The 17058-nt window shown below is 54.2% G+C and carries 13 protein-coding genes; 4 read left to right on the top strand and 9 right to left on the bottom strand.

Annotated elements, in window-relative coordinates:
• The 5 genes from ABIE48_RS10985 to ABIE48_RS10965 all read right to left on the bottom strand — a co-directional run bounded on the left by ABIE48_RS10985 (nt 1) and on the right by ABIE48_RS10965 (nt 6010).
• Nucleotides 1–1659 carry an extracellular solute-binding protein gene (locus ABIE48_RS10985; protein ID WP_145021095.1) on the bottom strand — a complete coding sequence of 553 codons (1659 nt, stop codon included), beginning with the start codon at nt 1657–1659 and terminating at the stop codon, nt 1–3.
• 61 nt (nt 1660–1720) lie between these two features.
• Nucleotides 1721–2617 carry a carbohydrate ABC transporter permease gene (locus tag ABIE48_RS10980; RefSeq protein ID WP_145021098.1) on the bottom strand — a complete coding sequence of 299 codons (897 nt, stop codon included), beginning with the start codon at nt 2615–2617 and terminating at the stop codon, nt 1721–1723.
• A gap of 13 nt (nt 2618–2630) precedes the next feature.
• On the bottom strand, nt 2631–3542 hold the full coding sequence (locus tag ABIE48_RS10975) for an ABC transporter permease (RefSeq protein ID WP_089546755.1): 912 nt from the start codon (nt 3540–3542) through the stop codon (nt 2631–2633).
• Between the two features lie 287 nt (nt 3543–3829).
• Entirely contained in the window at nt 3830–4993 is a 1164-nt protein-coding gene (locus tag ABIE48_RS10970) for a GntR family transcriptional regulator (RefSeq protein ID WP_397340987.1), read from the bottom strand.
• A 240-nt stretch (nt 4994–5233) separates the two neighbouring features.
• Nucleotides 5234–6010, bottom strand: a complete 777-nt coding sequence (locus ABIE48_RS10965) for a phytanoyl-CoA dioxygenase family protein (protein ID WP_145021103.1) — start codon at nt 6008–6010, stop codon at nt 5234–5236.
• Nucleotides 6011–6150: 140 nt separating this feature from the next.
• Here ABIE48_RS10965 and ABIE48_RS10960 point away from each other — a divergent pair, with 140 nt between their 5' ends.
• Entirely contained in the window at nt 6151–7050 is a 900-nt protein-coding gene (locus tag ABIE48_RS10960; RefSeq protein WP_192714571.1) for an AraC family transcriptional regulator, read from the top strand.
• Nucleotides 7051–7099: 49 nt separating this feature from the next.
• Here ABIE48_RS10960 and ABIE48_RS10955 read toward each other — a convergent pair whose 3' ends face one another.
• Nucleotides 7100–8542 carry a serine hydrolase domain-containing protein gene (locus ABIE48_RS10955; RefSeq protein WP_192714572.1) on the bottom strand — a complete coding sequence of 481 codons (1443 nt, stop codon included), beginning with the start codon at nt 8540–8542 and terminating at the stop codon, nt 7100–7102.
• Between the two features lie 161 nt (nt 8543–8703).
• Here ABIE48_RS10955 and ABIE48_RS10950 point away from each other — a divergent pair, with 161 nt between their 5' ends.
• Complete coding sequence (locus tag ABIE48_RS10950; RefSeq protein ID WP_145021112.1) at nt 8704–9687, top strand: aldo/keto reductase; 984 nt, start codon at nt 8704–8706, stop codon at nt 9685–9687.
• A gap of 195 nt (nt 9688–9882) precedes the next feature.
• Here the strand turns inward: ABIE48_RS10950 and ABIE48_RS10945 are convergent, their stop codons facing one another.
• Nucleotides 9883–10407: a PCYCGC motif-containing (lipo)protein gene (locus tag ABIE48_RS10945; protein ID WP_397340990.1), complete on the bottom strand. Its 525-nt coding sequence runs from the start codon at nt 10405–10407 to the stop codon at nt 9883–9885.
• Nucleotides 10408–10634: 227 nt separating this feature from the next.
• On the opposite strand from ABIE48_RS10945, the gene ABIE48_RS10940 reads away from it, so the two are divergent.
• Nucleotides 10635–11006: an ArsR/SmtB family transcription factor gene (locus tag ABIE48_RS10940; RefSeq protein ID WP_076167400.1), complete on the top strand. Its 372-nt coding sequence runs from the start codon at nt 10635–10637 to the stop codon at nt 11004–11006.
• 179 nt (nt 11007–11185) lie between these two features.
• The gene (locus ABIE48_RS10935) at nt 11186–12061 is read left to right on the top strand and encodes a hypothetical protein (RefSeq protein WP_192714573.1); all 876 of its coding nucleotides are present in this window, start codon (nt 11186–11188) and stop codon (nt 12059–12061) included.
• Nucleotides 12062–12146: 85 nt separating this feature from the next.
• Here the strand turns inward: ABIE48_RS10935 and ABIE48_RS10930 are convergent, their stop codons facing one another.
• Both ABIE48_RS10930 and ABIE48_RS10925 read right to left on the bottom strand, forming a co-directional pair.
• On the bottom strand, nt 12147–14396 hold the full coding sequence (locus ABIE48_RS10930; RefSeq protein ID WP_192714574.1) for a heavy metal translocating P-type ATPase: 2250 nt from the start codon (nt 14394–14396) through the stop codon (nt 12147–12149).
• A gap of 177 nt (nt 14397–14573) precedes the next feature.
• Nucleotides 14574–16964: a helix-turn-helix domain-containing protein gene (locus ABIE48_RS10925; protein WP_260869206.1), complete on the bottom strand. Its 2391-nt coding sequence runs from the start codon at nt 16962–16964 to the stop codon at nt 14574–14576.
• Between the last annotated feature and the right edge of the window lie 94 nt (nt 16965–17058).

Below are 17058 nucleotides of genomic sequence, written 5' to 3'. Positions count from 1 at the left end.
TTAGTTAGGCATCGACAATTTGACGACTTCTTTCCCTTTCAGTTCTTCGTTTACAAACTTCATGGCGTCATCGTAACCGGTGTTCTTGATTTGCTCGCGAAGGTCGTTGATCACCTTGAGGGCCGCATCGTCCGACTTGGCGAAGATCGCCTGCTTCCATACGTCGTTGATTTGGTCCATGGACGGCTTAAGCGTTTCCCATTGCGGCGACTTGGTGATCACATCTCCCGGATTGAAGGCGGAAATGACGCTGATGCCGTTCGGACGCAAAATTTTACGCGCGTTGTCCATCGCTTTCAGGCGTTCCTGGTCTGCCCAAATGTCTCCGCCGCCGACCGAATTAATACGGTCCATGCCGGTCATATTTTCCAGACCGATGCTGATGCCTTCGTTCTTCTTGGCTTTGCCCGTCGTGTCCGCCGTAAACTTGTCGAACCATTCCTGCTTGGCGGCCGGTTTGCCATCAGCCATATCCCAATGCGTCCCCTGAATGCCGTAATGCACCAGCATGAAGCCTTCGTCGGAAGCGAGGAAATCGAGCAGCTTCAGCGCGGCGTCGACGTTTTTGGCTTTTTTCGTGATGACGGTAACGTTATTTCCTTGAATGTTCAGGTCGACCGGACGGTTCGGTTCTGCCCCTGCCCGCTCAAGAGGTCCGACAGGGACGTAATCGCTGCCCGGATGCGCTTTCACATATTCCTTGGAAGCGTCCAAGATTGCTGGATAATGGGCTGACAGTACCGCGATGCGCCCCTGCTTGATTTTCTCGTTCGCGATCGGGTCGGTCTGCGTAAAAGCATCCGGATCCAGCAGTCCTTCGGAAATCAGCTTGCGGTAATACAGCGTGTAATCCTCGTAAGCTTTCGTAAAGAACACATGCTCCAGCGTACCGTCGCCTTTGTCTTGGTAATCGGCCCCGTAGAACATTGTATTCCCGATGCCTACCGCCCATCCGTCATGGAAGCCGCCGAGCGGAATGACCGGTGCGCCGTTTTCGCTCAGATTGGCGTCCTTGATCTTTTTCAGGAAATTGTAGAAATCGTCCTTGGTCTTCACGGACTGCGGATCGACTCCGATCTTATCGGCAATGTCCTTCCGCACGTAAAATCCGTATAGCCAGTCGTTGACGTCCTTGTCGGTTGCCGGCTGGTTCTGGTACATCATGTACTTCTTGCCGTCAATTCCGCCAATCGCTTTTTCGTAAAGCGCCGGCGGCACGTTTTCCTTGGCGATCGCCTTGGCCAGGTTCGGATACTGGTCGATTTTATCCGTTAAATCCACGAGCTGGCCTTCTTTAGCTGCCTTGATGATACCGTCCAGCTCGCCGCCCCAGGCAGGGCCGGTATAAATGTCCGGCAGGTCCTGCGTTGCAAAAATCGTGTTGACTTTCTCGGCCTCGCTGCCTTTCGTGTAGTCGATTTTTACCTTGATACCGGTTTTCTCCTCGATCGCTTTGAGTACAGGGTTCGTTTCCGAATCGGAGCCTGAGGAACCGTTCCAGTTATTCAGCACCGTGAGCGTAACCGTCTTGGAGTCCGCGCCTTTGTCTCCCCCATCCGCACTGTCGCCGCTGCCGCTGCTGCTGCAGCCGTACAGCATGCCGGATATCAGGGTAAACGCCATCAGAGAAGCTGCCATTTTAAACCGCTTTTTTCTCATATGAACCCTCCCAATTTGAATGAATGTATATGATATAGTCCCGCATGCAGGACGTCTATCCTTACCCTTTGACGGATCCGATCATCGTTCCCTTGACAAAATAGCGTTGCAGGAACGGATAGATACACAGGATCGGAAACACGGTAATGACGAGCAGTGCCATCCGGAGCGATTCCGGCGTAGCCCCCGCCGCGTTGACATTGACGGTTTGTCCACCCTGCTGCGCAGCCCGCTGCATCGAGGACGACAGCGCTTCTGCTTCTGTCAGCATTTGCTGAAGCAGGGTCTGCACCGGGATGAGGCTTTTGTTTGACACGTAATAGGTGCCGGTGAACCAGTCGTTCCAGTGCATCACGCCGACGAACAGCGAAATGGTCGCCAGTACTGGACCGGACAGCGGCAGTATGATGCGCATGAAGATTTGGAAATCGCCCAAGCCGTCAATCCGGGCGGCTTCTTCGAGCTCTTCTGGGATACCTTGTATAAACGTCCGAATGATGACGATATGCATAAAATTGAACAGGAACGGGATGACATACACCCAGAAGTTGTTGATCAGGTGAAGCTTCTGCAGCGTAATGAAATACGGGATAAAGCCTGCGCTGAAAATCGTGGGCAGAAAAATGTAAAAGGTGAAAAACGTACGCCCGGGCAGCGTTTTTTTGGCCAAGGCATAGGCCATCAGCGTACTGAGCAGCACGCTAAGCACCGTGCCGAGCAGCGTCCGTAAAATCGTGATTTTATAAGCCTGCCAAATCTGCGGATTATCGAACACCTGGGCGTAATTGTCCAGCGTGAACTTCCGCGGAAAGAAATACAGAGCCCCCATCATGGAATCTTTACCGTCATTAAGCGAATACACAAGCACGTATATGAACGGATAAATCATGGAAAAGGCGAACAGCGTAAGCAGGAAATAATTCAATACAGTAAACCAGGAAAACGACCGTTTCTCCACGTATGTTCCCTCCTTAGAACAGTGATACGTCGCTGACCTTCCGCGCAATTCTGTTGACGGTGACGATCAGGACCAGCGCAATCAGGCTCTGGAACAAGCCGACAGCCGCCGCATAGCTCAACCGGCCCTGCTGAATGCCCTGAGTGATGACATGGACGTCGAGCACGCTGCCAATGGCTGCGGTGGATGGACCGTTCAGAAGCAGAAGCTGTTCGAAGCCCGCGCTCATCAGGCTTCCCGTCGCCAGAATAAACAAAATGACCGCAACGTTGCGGATGCCCGGCAGGGTAACGTGCCAAATCAGGCGGAAACGGCCGGCGCCGTCGATTTTCGCTGCTTCATACAGCTGCTGGTCAATACCCGCAATGGCCGCCATGTAGATGATCGAGTTCCAGCCGATGTTCTTCCAGACATCCGAGCCGATAATGACTTCATAGAACCACGAAGTGTTGTACAGAAATTGGATCGGCTCTACGCCCATCGACGACAGCAGGTCGTTCACCGGCCCGCCATAGGTAGCAAAGAGGCGCTGCATCAAGGTGACGACAACGATCCAGGAAATGAAATAAGGCAAATAGGATAAAGTTTGAACGGTCTTCTTGAATTTCAGATTTCGGATTTCATTGAGGAGGATCGCAAGGATGATGGGCATCGGAAATCCGATGATCAGTTTCATCAGGCTGATGATGATGGTGTTGCGGATAATGTCTGTCGATTGGTAATAATCGAAAAACTGCTTGAAGTATTTCAATCCCGCCCATGGGCTGCCGGTAAAACCGCCCACGAACGTATAGTCGCGGAAGGCGACCTGAATCCCGTAAAGCGGAACGTAGGAGAACAGAAAAAACCAGATGATCCCCGGAAGCATGAACAAGTAAAACAACTTATGCTTCCAGATCCGCTTCCACAGTGTTGACGAACTCATAAGCTCCACCTCTGTTTTCGGATAGTTTGGACGTTCCAGGTTTCGGCAAAGCGCTTGTTTCTCAGTCTTCCTCCCCTCAACTAAATGTAAGCGATTACACAATGTATTCAGCTGTTCTCTTATCTACTTGACCTCCCTTGAAACGATGTCGATTCATGGAAGCTCTTGGATTAACCATAATATAATATAAATATTTAACATATTCAATATGTTAATAAAAATAAAAAAGACCTTTTCGAAGTGAAAAGGTCTTTTTTCTATACTGCAGCGCTTCTTCCGATGGAAAATTAACGCGGTTTTACGGGGCCGGTCGTCTGTCCGACGACCAGCTCGGGAACGAGCAGCGTCTTCGTGTACCCGCCGCTCCGGTCCGCCCCCTCCCCAATGATGTCTACCAGCGTTTCCGCCGCGCGTAAGCCCATTTCATATTCAAACTGCTTGATATGCGTAAAAACGCTGAGCTCTTCCACGACGGAGGTCGGGTCGTCGAAGCTGACGATCGAGAGGTCGTCCGGGATGGACAGCCCGTTTCTCTTCGACATCTGCTGGATCTGCACGCCAAGCTTGCCGTTCAGCGTGATATAGGCGGTCGCCAGACCGCTGCGGATATACCGGTACAGCGGGTGCTTCTCCGGCTCATCTGAAGCATGAATCCGGAAGCCGGTAATGATATGGGCCGGGTTGATCAGCGCGCCCTTGTCCTTCAAGGCGTCCATGTAGCCTTCGATGCGCTCCTGGACGGTGACGGTCTGCAGCGGAGAATCGGAGCAAATGGCGATTTCACGGTGGCCCAGCTCCCACAAGTGCTCTACGGCAAGCCGCGTCCCCAGCCGCCCGTCAGCCGCGATGTAATTGGTTTCGACACCCGGCAGAAACCGGTCGATCAAAACGAAAGGAAAGCCGGAAAACTTCAGGTTCAAAATTTCGTCGTTGTAATGCTCCTCGTCCACCGGGAACACCAAAATTCCTTCCGCACCGATCTGTTTCAAGGTTTTGATCGCTTCCTTTTCGTGCTCCAAATCCCCCTCGGACAGCAGAATCATGGTCCGGTATCCTTTGCTGCTGAGGCCTCTGCGGACACCGTCGATCAGCCGGACGGCAAAATAATCGTAAATCGAAGGCATCACGAGCCCGATGAGCCCCGTTTTCGGCTTCACCTCTTCCGGAGCCCGGCCAAAGACGGGACGCGGTACCTCAGCTTCTTCCGCGGCCGCCGGCTCGCTGACAAAGCTGCCCTTTCCGGGAACCCGGCTGATGACGTTTTCGTTCGCGAGGCCGGTCAGCGCTTTCACAACCGTAATTTTGCTTACATCAAAGCGTTCCATGAGTTCCTTCTCCGTAGGGATGCGATCACCGGACTTCAGGCCTTCCGACTCGATCAGTTCCCGGATGTACTGCTGTATTTTTTGATACAGCGGGGTCCGTGCGGTAACATTCAACAGGATCACCATACTTTAATTTGAGATTTTGTTATATATATTATCGGCTGGAACATGGGTTCGCAACATTCATCCTGACTAAAAAAATGGTCTATTCGTCTGATTCCTTAATTTGATATATTATATATGTTATATTGAATAGCGTATTTTGTATAGCGGGGTTTTGCAAAATTGTCGCAATAACGCAAAAAAAGACGGCCGCAATGCGGCAGCCTTTATTTGAGTCCATGCCTTTTCGAAATCGGAGTGAGCTTACACATTCAGCTCCAGCTTGGCATGATATTGACGGTACTGCGGGTCCTCCCCCGCGACCATCATGCCCATGCCCCAATCGATATGAGTCTCCCGGCTAGGCGGATCGGCAGGATCGCGGTATTGAAACAGGACGTTTCTGCGCGGCCGGCTGCTCTTGTTGCGATCGGACCCGTGAATCGTCAGGTAGTTGAAGAACAGCACATCGCCTGCGCTTGCCGGGCATGGTGTGCCCATGCTCACCGGGTAATCGCGGTGATCGAGGTAGTACCTGCCTACATGGGGAAGCGGTCCCTGCTTATGGGATCCGGGAACGACGCACAGGCAGCCGTTTTCCATATCCGCATCGTCGAGATGAACGCTGGCGGCAAGCATCGTATGGCGATCATGAGGGAAATACGGATAGTCCTGGTGCATCGGAAAAGCGGCGCCCTGCTCCGGCGGCTTAACCAGCATTTTGGTATGATGGAGCTGGACGTTAGGACCGATCAGCTGCGTCAGAACGCCCGTCATACGCGGATGTGCTACGGCTCGGGTGAAGCATGCGTCGTGAAACTGCAGATCGTGAAAGCCTTTGAGCACCAGCTTCTTCAATTCGTCCTGGGGAATGTAATCCCCCTGCCAAGTATGGTTGGCGTCCTGCTTGGCCGCAGCCGCCTTGGCAATCGTACGCTCCACCGCATACTGCATATCCTTGACTTCCTCTGTGCTGAACACGCCGCGGACGAGCAAATAACCGTTTTCGTTATAAAATTCGACGTCTTCTCTGCTAATCATCTTCCCGTTCCCTCCCGTAACATTTGAATGACAAATCGTGAATACGCCTTCATTATAGGGATAACTGACACCTGACGTCTTTGCCGGATTGGAACCTGTTTTTGTCGGATTCGGACACGAATGGATGAGGAGGACTTGAAATGGATCATCTCGTCTGGGGAGCCGCCCTGTCTAAACTGCATTCAACCGTCGGAGAGCTAACCGAAGAGGATTTATGCATCCGCATACATTATTGGGGAGCCCTTGCGGAGCACCGGAGCAACTTAGAGCATAAGCATTCTTTTTTTGAAATGTGTTATGTGGCGGGCGGTGAAGGAAGGTATGTTGATGAAGGCCGGATCCATCCGTTAGCAAAAGGAACGCTGTTCATTTCCAATCCCTACCGCATGCACCGTATTGAAAGCACAGGGATGCAGCTCATATGGCTCGCCTTCGATGTGGATGCCGGGCGCACCTCAGCGCCCTGGAACGGTCAATTTGCGCGATTGGCGCAGTCGGACTGCTATATTCTTCATGGGGCTGAAGACAGTCCGGCCGTCCTGCTCTGGAAAGCGATTATGCAAGCGGCCGCCGAACTGGATACCGCCCGGTTTCCGCTGGACCGGCTGGTACTTGCGCTTGTGGCTGCGCTGCCGCAAACCTTTACGCCGGACCGCCAGCAGCACAAGCCGACGCTGCCTCCCCCCCGCTCCGCTTCTCTGAGGCAGGCGCTCCAATTCATCCGTGATAACCTGGAGTCGCCGCTAAAGCTGGAAGATGTGGCGCGGTATTTTCATATATCGGGAAGACATCTGGCCCGTTTGTTCCAGAAGGAGCTCAAAATGACCTTCACGGCATACGTCCGCCAGGAAAGGATCCGGCTTGCGGCGTACCTTCTGCGCGAGACGGACCACTCCGTCAAGGAAATCGCCGACCTAACAGGATTCGGCTCCGTCCACTATTTTACCAGGATGTTCTCGGCTGCCGCCGGCATTCCCCCGGCCGCTTACCGGATCGCGCCACAGCAAAAAGGCATGCCCTGCGAAGAGGAGCATGCCTGATTTCAATACGTGTTCATAGGCGTATGATTTGAACGATTCAATGCGGTCTTCAAGCTCTCCCGGTAATGGGCGGAGCCTCATTGGGACCAAAGGATACATTGATCCGGTGATCCAGCACGACGGCGTCTTCCGTTTCAAACCGGATGTCCGTCGTAATATGAAACGGCGTCTCAATGAAGCGGATGCTCAGCTCCAGCGTATCCGGGGACTTCCACGTAAAGCTTGACACCGTTGCGGTCTCGCGGGGCATGATCAGATCGGACGTGCCTTCCAGCCATTTCCCGCGTCCCAAAGGCAATGCAAAGTGCTTCCCGCCGGTCTCATACAGGTCAACCACCGCCTGATCGGCCTCGAAACGGACCGAAATCCGGCTCCAGTTCATGTCGTTGTCGTCCAGCACATAGTTTTTGCCGCTGACGGCGGATTCTAATTCCGGTTGAATACTGTACGCGAGCGGAGCAAGCTGCAGGCCGCGGATCCGTTCCTGCAATCGGTCCTGCGTTTCTTCGTCCAGCGGGAGCTCCTCTCCGGCCATCGCTGGCAGCAGACGCTCCCAGACGGCGTTCATCACTTCCTGCATCTGGTTCGTTCCGCTCGTGGCGGCAAGCACCGCCTCCTGCTCCGGCATGACGATGCAGAACTGGCCGAAGGCTCCGTCTCCGCGGTAGGCGCCGTGCCGGCATCTCCAGAATTGGTAGCCGTATCCCTGCGCCCAGTCGCTTTCCCCGCCGTCTCCGTTGGAGATCTGTTTCGAGGTCGCCTCCTCTACCCACGCTTCCGGAATCAGCTGGCTGCCGTTCCATGCCCCTCGCTGCAAAAACAGCTGGCCGAACTTGGCGATGTCTTCCGTCGTGATGCTCAGTCCGAAACCTCCAGTATTGATTCCCCGCGGACAGGAATCCCAGGTGGGGTTGTGAATGCCCAGGGGCTCAAACAACCGCTTCTGCAAAAATTGAAGCAGCGTCTGCCCGGTCACGGATTGCAGAATGGCCGACAGCATGTAGGTGGCCCCGGTATTGTACACAAAATGGGTGCCGGGCGTATGCTCCACCGGTGCCGCCAGGAACGCCTTAGCCCAATTCCCTTCGGTGCAGCGATCAATGGCCCCCATCGTATCCTGGTCGTTTCCTGTGCCCATCATCAGCAAATGCCGGATGTTCATCGCGCCCAAATTCGGGCTGACTTCCTCCGGCAGGTCGTCCGGGAAGAACGTAACGACCTTGTCTTCCAAAGACAGCAGACCCTCGTGCACCGCGAGACCGATGGCTGTGGAAGTAAAGCTCTTGCTTAGCGAAAACAGCATGTGCGGCAGCTCCGGGGCATATGGCCCCCACCAGCCTTCTGCAGCCACCTGTCCGCGGCGAAGCAGCATAAAGCTGTGCAGCTCAATGCCATTGGCCTGTACCTCGTCCAGAAAATCAAGGATGGCCGCCCCGGGAATGCCCAGCGCTTCCGGTTTGCTTCTTGGTAATTGCAGGCTTGTATTTTCCATGGTTTCACACCCCTTTCGTTACAAACGTACCGCAGCCACATAGCAATTTCAAGCATTTTGTTTCCGCTTACAATCGGATTCCTTTATCGCCTTGCGTTGACCCTGTCCTGCTGTGCTATTATAATCCCTGATACCAAATCAAGATGGGAGGCTGACATGTCATGAAGTACCGCAAATTGGGCGGCACAGGCTTGGAAGTATCTAATCTTTGCCTGGGCACGATGGCTTTTGGAAGATGGATCGATGAGGAAGCGTCAGTGCAGATCCTGGATCACGCGATCGACCAGGGAATCAATTTTATCGACACCGCCAACTATTACGGCAAAGGGCAGGATGCCGACGTTCCGCACGGAACAGGCGAAAGCGAGGACATTATCGGCCGTGCCCTGAAGGGCAGACGGGATCAGGTCGTTCTGGCGACGAAAGTGGGCATCCGGTCGGGGTTCGGGAAAAATGACAGCGGCCTGTCGCGGACCCATATTTTGCGCGAAGTCGATAAGTCGCTGCAGCGCCTTCAGACGGATTATATAGACCTGTACCAGGTACATATTTTCGACCCGCACACGCCGCTGGAAGAAACGCTGCGGGCTCTGGACGACCTTGTTCGCCAGGGAAAAGTAAGGTATATCGGCTGCTCCAACTATGCCGCCTGGCAGATTGCCAAAGCGCATGCGATCAGCGAGCGGATGAACCTCGAAAAGTTCATTTCCGTGCAGCCGCAGTACAACCTGCTCTCCCGGGAAATCGAACAGGAGCTTCTTCCGTTCTGCGCCTCGGAGGACGTCGGCGTAATGGTATACAGTCCGATGGCCCGCGGGATGCTCTCCGGCAAGTACAAAGCGCCAGGGGATGCCCCGCCGGAGAGCCGCGCCGCCAGCGGGGAGAAGCCGCTGCAGCAGTATTTTACCGAGCGGAATTATGAGCTTGTCAAAAAATACGCGGTGCTTGCCGGTCAATACGAAGTCAGCCTTTCCCAATACGCACTGTCGTGGGTGCTTAATCAGCCCGCGGTCACAGCCGCCATCATCGGTGCCAGCAAAGTGCATCACGTGACGGATGCCGCGCAGATCAGCGACTGGTCCTGGACGCCGGAAATGCAGCGGGAAGCAAGTAATGTCCGCAGTTCTACGGATGCATCACAGTAGCCTCATTAAAAAACAGTCCCGACCAATATCTTGGCCGGGACTGTTTTTTGTCATGCTCACTCGCGCGCCAGTCAACGGATGGCGATTATAACTAGGCACGTTCGGGCTCCCATTCGGCATTCAGCACAAATGTTGCCCGTATTTCGGTACCATGGTCCAGATCCGGCGCTGCCTGAATCCAGATTCCTATCCCCGCTATACTTCCGGCGTTGGCGTCGGCGCCGCGTATTTCCCGTTGGAATACGTCTGGTCGATGATGGCGCGGATCTCTTTCACGCTTTTGCCCTCTTTGACCAGCGAAGCTGCAGTAAGCGCCGTCTCGACGCACACGCCGCAGCGGGTGCCGTGATCGTCCCATACCACACTTCCGTCCGGGTTGACTTCTTTAATAAAGCAGTTCAAATTGCTTTTGTGGCCTGCACTTTCCCCGCATCCGCAGTAACATGGAATTTGGCTGAGCACTTCCTTTACCCCGGCTGCCGCCATATAGGCCGTTCTGACAGTATCGTTCGCCGGCTGCAGAAACGAAGGAAGCTGCTCCTTCCCGCCGGTCGTCTCCTGCAGATCGCCGTTTGCGGCCATCTGCTGGTGTGCGCCGTGATCGTGCTGCATCGTCTGCTCCGCCGAATCCGGGCCGCCCTTATCCGAGCAGCCGGATACCAGCAGCCCGCCCAGGACGATTCCGAGCACAGACAGCCTTGCCTTACTGCCCATCATCATGTATCTCCCCTTTGATTGTTGTCCATTTTACATAGTATACCATGCCGCTTGCCGGATATATAAATTCGGATGGCTTCGCAGCCGGTCACGGTGCCTGATCATGTCAGACCCGAGTGCCGGCGGAGCATGGACATTTTCTTAACAGTAATTATTCCGTTTAAGGTGCCGTTTTGATATAATACAGGTATCTAACCTTTATTCCGGATTTTCACAGAAAGGTGATTGCCATGGAACAGTCCATCCATCCGTCCCAGGAATGCGACGCAACCTGCACGGGCTCAGACAATGAATTGGGCAAAATCAAAGAAGCGCTGATCGATGATCAAGCTGCCTCGCAGGTAGCCGATTGGTTTAAAGCCTTTAGTGATCCCACGCGGGTCAAGCTGATCGACGCGCTGCTGCAAAGAGAGCTGTGCGTGCATGACCTGACCACCCTGCTCGGCATGGGCCAATCCGCGGTGTCCCACCAGCTGAGGTATTTGCGCAATTTGCGGATCGTCAAACGCCGCAAGGAAGGCAAAACGGCCTATTACTCGCTTGACGATACGCACATCGAACAGATTTTCCTGCAGACGCTGCAGCATACCCAGCATGGATAAATATTTCTAACCCAAGACCCTCTGCCTTTGGCGGAAGGGTCTTTTCTTTTTTTGCTTTCGCGGCCAACCGAACCATCCGACGCCCCCTCATTTTTTCCTGAGAAGAAACCAAGGGTTGCCGGCTCCAATAAAGGTCAATGCTGATAACAAGTAATCCATTGATCAGGAGGCAGCTCCTTATGAACAGAACGAACAGAAGCCTGATATCAGTATTTCTCTTTCTCTCGGTAACCTTTCATGCCGGATGGAGCTTTGTATGGCCTGCAGGAGTGGCTGATGCAGAACGTGCCGATACGTTCTTCGGCCATGATTCTATTCAACAACCTAAGGTTGTTGACGGGAGCGCCGGCCAAACCGGGCGGGACCCTTCCTTGGATCCGTCCCTTTTATCGGCAATGCTGCTGGCAAAGGATCCCGTACAAGCCGCGGTGCAGTTTTCCAGGACCCACTGGCCGGACGGAAGCAAGAATAACAGCCCGGACGTCGTCATTCTAGCCGATCCCCAGGATAAACCAGGCGCACTTGCGGCAAGCCGTCTCCTGCTTTCCTCAAAGAACGGAACCATGCTGTTTACAGGCAGATATGTAACACCGGAGGCCACCCTAATCGAGCTTGTCCGGCTTCGTCCTTCCGGTCTTGTTTCGCAAAGCGGAGTGCAGGTGATTGCAGCGGGCGACATACATCAGCGGGTTATCGATCAGCTCCGCAGGCTGGGCCTTCGCACCGAGCGAATTCAGGCTGCGGCGCCCGAAGCTCTGGCGGGAGCGGTGGATGCTTGTACGGCACAGCTGTCCGGCAAACATAACCGAGCCATAATCATGCTCCCCTTGGATCAAAAGCCATTCTCCTCCTCTTTGCTCCACCTTTTGCAGGAAAAAGAGGGCTCCCTCCTTTTCGTCAAGCGGTTTTTCATTCCAAGGGAAACCCTTCAGGCGTTAGAACAGCGAAACGGCGGTTCAAATATCTACATTCCACGTTCTCTGGAAGCGGTCTCCAAACAGGTGGAGCGTAGGCTGCAGCGTTATGGAGAAGTGACAAGAATATCGGGGGACTAGCAGGAGCTTCCCAAACGGCAGCGGGCGGCACCGCATACAGCGGACCGCCCGTTATTTTGTACACCACAGTTTTGGAATCGTTTCATTATTTCAGCTTCAGCACCCGCATCGCATTTAAGACGGCCAGCAGAGTGACGCCGACATCGGAGAAGACGGCTTCCCACATCGTTGCGATGCCAAAGGCTCCAAGCAGCAGGAAGATCCCTTTGACTGCCAGCGCAAAAACGATGTTCTGCCATACGATTTGGCGCGTACGCCCCGCAATGCCAAGCGCGGTGACGATCTTGGACGGCTCATCGGTCATGATGACGATATCCGCCGCTTCAATGGCTGCGTCCGATCCCAGGCCGCCCATCGCGATCCCCACGTCGGCTCTCGCCAGCACCGGCGTATCGTTCATGCCGTCCCCGACAAAAGCGATTTTTTCCTTAGGCTGCTTCAGCCGGCTCAGCTGTTCCATATGCTCTACCTTATCCTGTGGAAGAAGCTCGGCATGCACCTCGTTAACGCCAAGCAGCTTCCCGACCTTCTCCGCCACCGGGCGTGCATCGCCTGTCAGCATAACCGTCTGTTTGCCCCGCTGTTGAAGCGCGCCGACCGCTTGAGCAGCATCTTCCTTCACCTCGTCCGAGATGAGCAGATAACCGGCGTATTCTCCGTCTACGGCCACATACACGACGGTGCCCGGCGCATCCGGCTGCTGAGCCGCAATGCCTTCCTCCTTGAGCAGCTTTGCGTTGCCGGCCAATACTTCCACGCCGTCCAATTTCACGTGAACGCCGTGTCCCGCAGCTTCATTGTAGTCCTGTAAGCGTGATGCATCTATTTCTTTCCCGTAGGCTTCCCTGATCGATTCGGCAATGGGATGGCTCGAATGAAGTTCGGCGAAGGCTGCATATTCCAGCAGCTGTTCAGGGCTGATTCCGTCGTGGGCCGGACGGGTTTCGGTCACCCGGAACGTGCCCTTGGTCAGCGTGCCGGTCTTATCGAACACAACGTATTTCACATCATTCAAGGCTTCCAGGTAATTGCTCCCTTTGACCAGGATGCCCGCTTTGGAAGCGGCGCCGATCCCTCCGAAAAATCCGAGCGGAATCGATACGACCAACGCGCAGGGACACGAAATGACGAGAAAGATCAGCGCCCGGTAGATCCAGTCAGAGAACGTCGCGCCGCTCACCACGAGCGGGGGTATGAGCGCAAGAAGCAGGGCGACGATAACGACGACCGGCGTATACAAACGGGCGAATTTCGTGATGAAGTTCTCGGTAGGGGCCTTGTTGCTGCTGGCATTTTGGACGAGGTCCAAAATTTTGGCCGCAGTGGACTCCCCGTAAATCTTGGTCACCTTGATGGTAAGGACGCCGTTTTTATTGATGAATCCGCTCAGCACCTCATCGCCCGCTTCCAGCTCACGTGGTACGGACTCGCCGGTCAGCGCCGAAGTGTCCGCCATCGACCGGCCCTCGGTCACTTTGCCGTCGAGCGGGATCTTCTCTCCCGGTTTGACGATGATCAAATCGCCGACCTGAACTTCCTCGGGCGTCACCTGTTTCGTTCCGTCCCCTGTCTTCAGGTTCGCATACTCCGGCCGGAGATCCATCATGGCACTGATGGATTTGCGCGAACGGTTAACCGCGATGCCCTGGAACATTTCGCCGATCTGGTAGAAGAGCATGACGGCAACCCCTTCGGGATACTGTCCTACGCAGAACGCCCCAATCGTCGCAACCGACATCAGGAAGTACTCGTCAAACACCTGGCCCCTAAGGATGTTGCGGAGCGCCTGCAGAACGATGTCTCCTCCGGTAATGAGATAGGCCGCCAGAAACATGGCGAGCTCGGCCCACCCCGTGACCGGCAGCAGCATCGCGGCTGCCGTGATCACCGCCCCTGCAGCCAGGCGGATCGACATGACCCGGATGCCGGAACTGCCGTGATCATGCGAATGACCGTGATCATGGCCGTGGGCATGATCATGTGAATGACCGCCCGCTCCGTGGTCATGACCTTCGTGGGAATGACCGTGATCATGCGCGTGCCCTTCATGATGATGGCCGCGGGACCTTTGCGGATGAGTTCCTCCCGCTTTCGGAACCAACTCGCGCACACTGACATGCGGTTCTAATTTTTTGATTTTCTTCGTAATCTCCGGTATCAATTGGTCCTGATCTTCTGAGGATTCAAAAGTCAGCGTCTGCTTGACGAAATTTACTGAGCAGGAAGAAACCCCGTCCATCTTCCGGACTCCATCCTCGATCTTCATGGCACAGTTTGCACAATCCAAGCCTTCAAGCAGCAGCTCGCGCTTCACCTTAGAGACGGCTTCAGTCATCAAAATGCCTCCGATCCAATCACGAATATAATATGAGCATATATTCATATATAAACTTGTTAAGGACATTATATTCAGGGATGGAGAAGAATGTCAACCAGCTTTTCCGGGCTTTTCCACCAATGATGGAACAAACGAAAAAAAGGCAGAGGCTGTTCCCCTGCCTTTTCTTGCAGCTCACCCGGTCTCATCCGAGACGCACGACATCATCAGCTCCCGGTATTTCCCCGGCGTGACGCCCTCGATCTTTTTAAAAGCCCGGATAAAGACAACGTCGCTCGTATATCCAACCAATTGCGCGATTTGTGCGTTTGTGAATTCCTTGTCAGCCATATGGCGTTTGGCAAGCTCAATCCGTTTCTTGGCGATATGGTCGCTGAGATTGATCCCGCTCTGTTTTTTGTAAAAGGTTGAGACGTACTGCGGCGTCATATCGAAGTGATCCGCCACCATGCCAAGCCCCATGTTCGAATCGGTGAAGTGCTCATCCACGAACTGATCCATGTCCTGCAGAAGCTGGGCGCTGTGGCCGCTCTTGTCCGCAACCATGCTCTCCGCCAAAATTTCATACAGCCGCTTCATCCGTTTGTGCATTCCTTCGGCCGTTTCATATGAGAAGATGTCCTTCACCAGATCGATATCGGGTCCGAGAATGTCATTCTGGTCCACGCCCGTGGCGTTCATAATTTTTAGATATGTACTGGTGATGTTAAAGAACAGGCATTTCCCGTATTCCGGCGTAATGCTGCCCGATTCGAAATTCATCGCGTAAATCGTGTCCAGCAGCTGTAGGGCGTGGTCGGCGTCGCCGCTCCTAACGAAATTAATCAGCTGTACCTCAATATCGACCGGGTAGTAATAATGGGAGTGCACATCCGTAATATCCTGAAAATAAATGATCGTCCCGCCGCCCTTAACAATCCGGAATTCTAGGGCAGACGCCGCTTCCGCATAGCTCTCGCTGATGCTCTTCGCACCGCTGTGAGGCAGGCCCACCGCCACGGTAACATCGATCTTGAAGCGTTCCTCGATCATGCCTTTGAGCGCTGTGGCCAGCTCACGGGTCACCCTCTCGCCGCCCTCGGCCTGTTCCGCGGCAAAGTTGCACACGATCGCCACCCGGTCCCGGTCCAGCTCAACGGCAAACGCCTTGTGCGGATACTCGATCAGATCCGTGCCGATATTGGATACGATAAAACGGGCAAGCGCCCACTGCTCCTCGCTCGGCTCTGCGTTGAACCTTGCGATGCTGTCCAATTGCACGACCATGACCGAGAAATCGTCACTGACGAACGTGATATCCATAAACCGCAGCGACTGGCCGCCTTCCCGGGACGCGTCGACATCCATCTGCCCACGGAGCAGGCGCAGCAGAAAGTTGGAGCGGATGACGGGCGTCTGCTGGGCGAGCAGGCTGCGTAAATTTTTTTCGGTATGCAGGGAGCCTTCAATGGACTGCAAAATCAGCTCGTATTCGTTGACCTGCGGCCTTCCGCTCCATTCATTGCCCCTGAGAATGGCATTGACCGTTTTACGCAGCGGACTGTAATTTCGGTAAGCGAAGATGAAGGCTGCGGTCAGTCCTACGGCCAGACAAAGGGCGAACAGGATCAGCGCCCACTGCTTGATTAGAATGATCTGCTGCATGAAGACGCTTTTGGGCGTAACGAGAACGTATTTCCATCCTTCTTTTTCGGATGAGGTGTACGATACCATTTTCTGATCGCCATTAATCGTTTGGTTGAACAACCCGCCGGTCCCGTTGATCCGGGACAATAATTCGCCCGGCAGCGGCTGGCGGTCCGTCGCCATGATTGTACGGCCGTCCGAATTCACGATGTAGATCGAGCTGTCACTCGCGGATTCAATCTGGGCAAACATTTCCTTAATCTGACTCTCGTCGATCAGAATGACGAAGGTCCCCGTAATATCGCGCCGGTCCCGCCCGGGAAGCGACTGGGCGAAGGTGATGACGTTCAGCGGCGTTTTCTCGATGCTCTGCATCGGATCATACTCGGCGGTCCGCAGCAGCGTGGCTGATGGAAGGTAATCCATCGTATGGAAGCTTGTGAGCATGCTTTCCCGCCAGCGGTCGTAGCTCATGCCCTGATAGCTGTAATACATATCGTAAAATTTGTGCGAATCGGTGAGAAGCCCGGGCCTCAGCACCAGATCGCTGTTGCGGAAATAGACATAGTAATCCAGGATAAAGTTCGTCAGGCTCCCCTGTCTTGACATCGTGTTCCTCATAAATTCGATGAACTGGTACCGGTCGGGACCGCCTGCATTCTGGTCCAGTTTGAGCAGGTACTCCAGCTTCGGATCGAAAATGATCTGTTGGGCCAGCTTTTCCACTTCGCTTAATTTGCTGTCCAGGGACAGCTTGAGCTGCTCCAGCATCGCTTGATTGGAACGGTTGGCACCGCTTTCCAAACTTGCTTCGACTTTGGTGTACAAGAAGGCTCCCATAGAGACCGGGATGAGCAGCAGAACCAGATTGGAAATCAGCATCGTCATCCACACGCTTCGCAGATGACCGATTCCAAGCGGACGAAGCAGCCGTTTCACCAAGCATTCCCCCTACCTTGTTCATGTATCGACCGACATGCGCATCAATGAAACTTGTATGTTCATTATAATGCAAGGGACAGGGCTCCGGGCA

The sequence above is a fragment of the Paenibacillus sp. OAE614 genome (assembly GCF_040546645.1).
GTDB classification, from domain to species: domain Bacteria; phylum Bacillota; class Bacilli; order Paenibacillales; family Paenibacillaceae; genus Paenibacillus_AQ; species Paenibacillus_AQ favisporus.
Note: the sequence above shows the minus strand (reverse complement) of the source record. Positions and strands in the feature narration are given on the sequence as shown.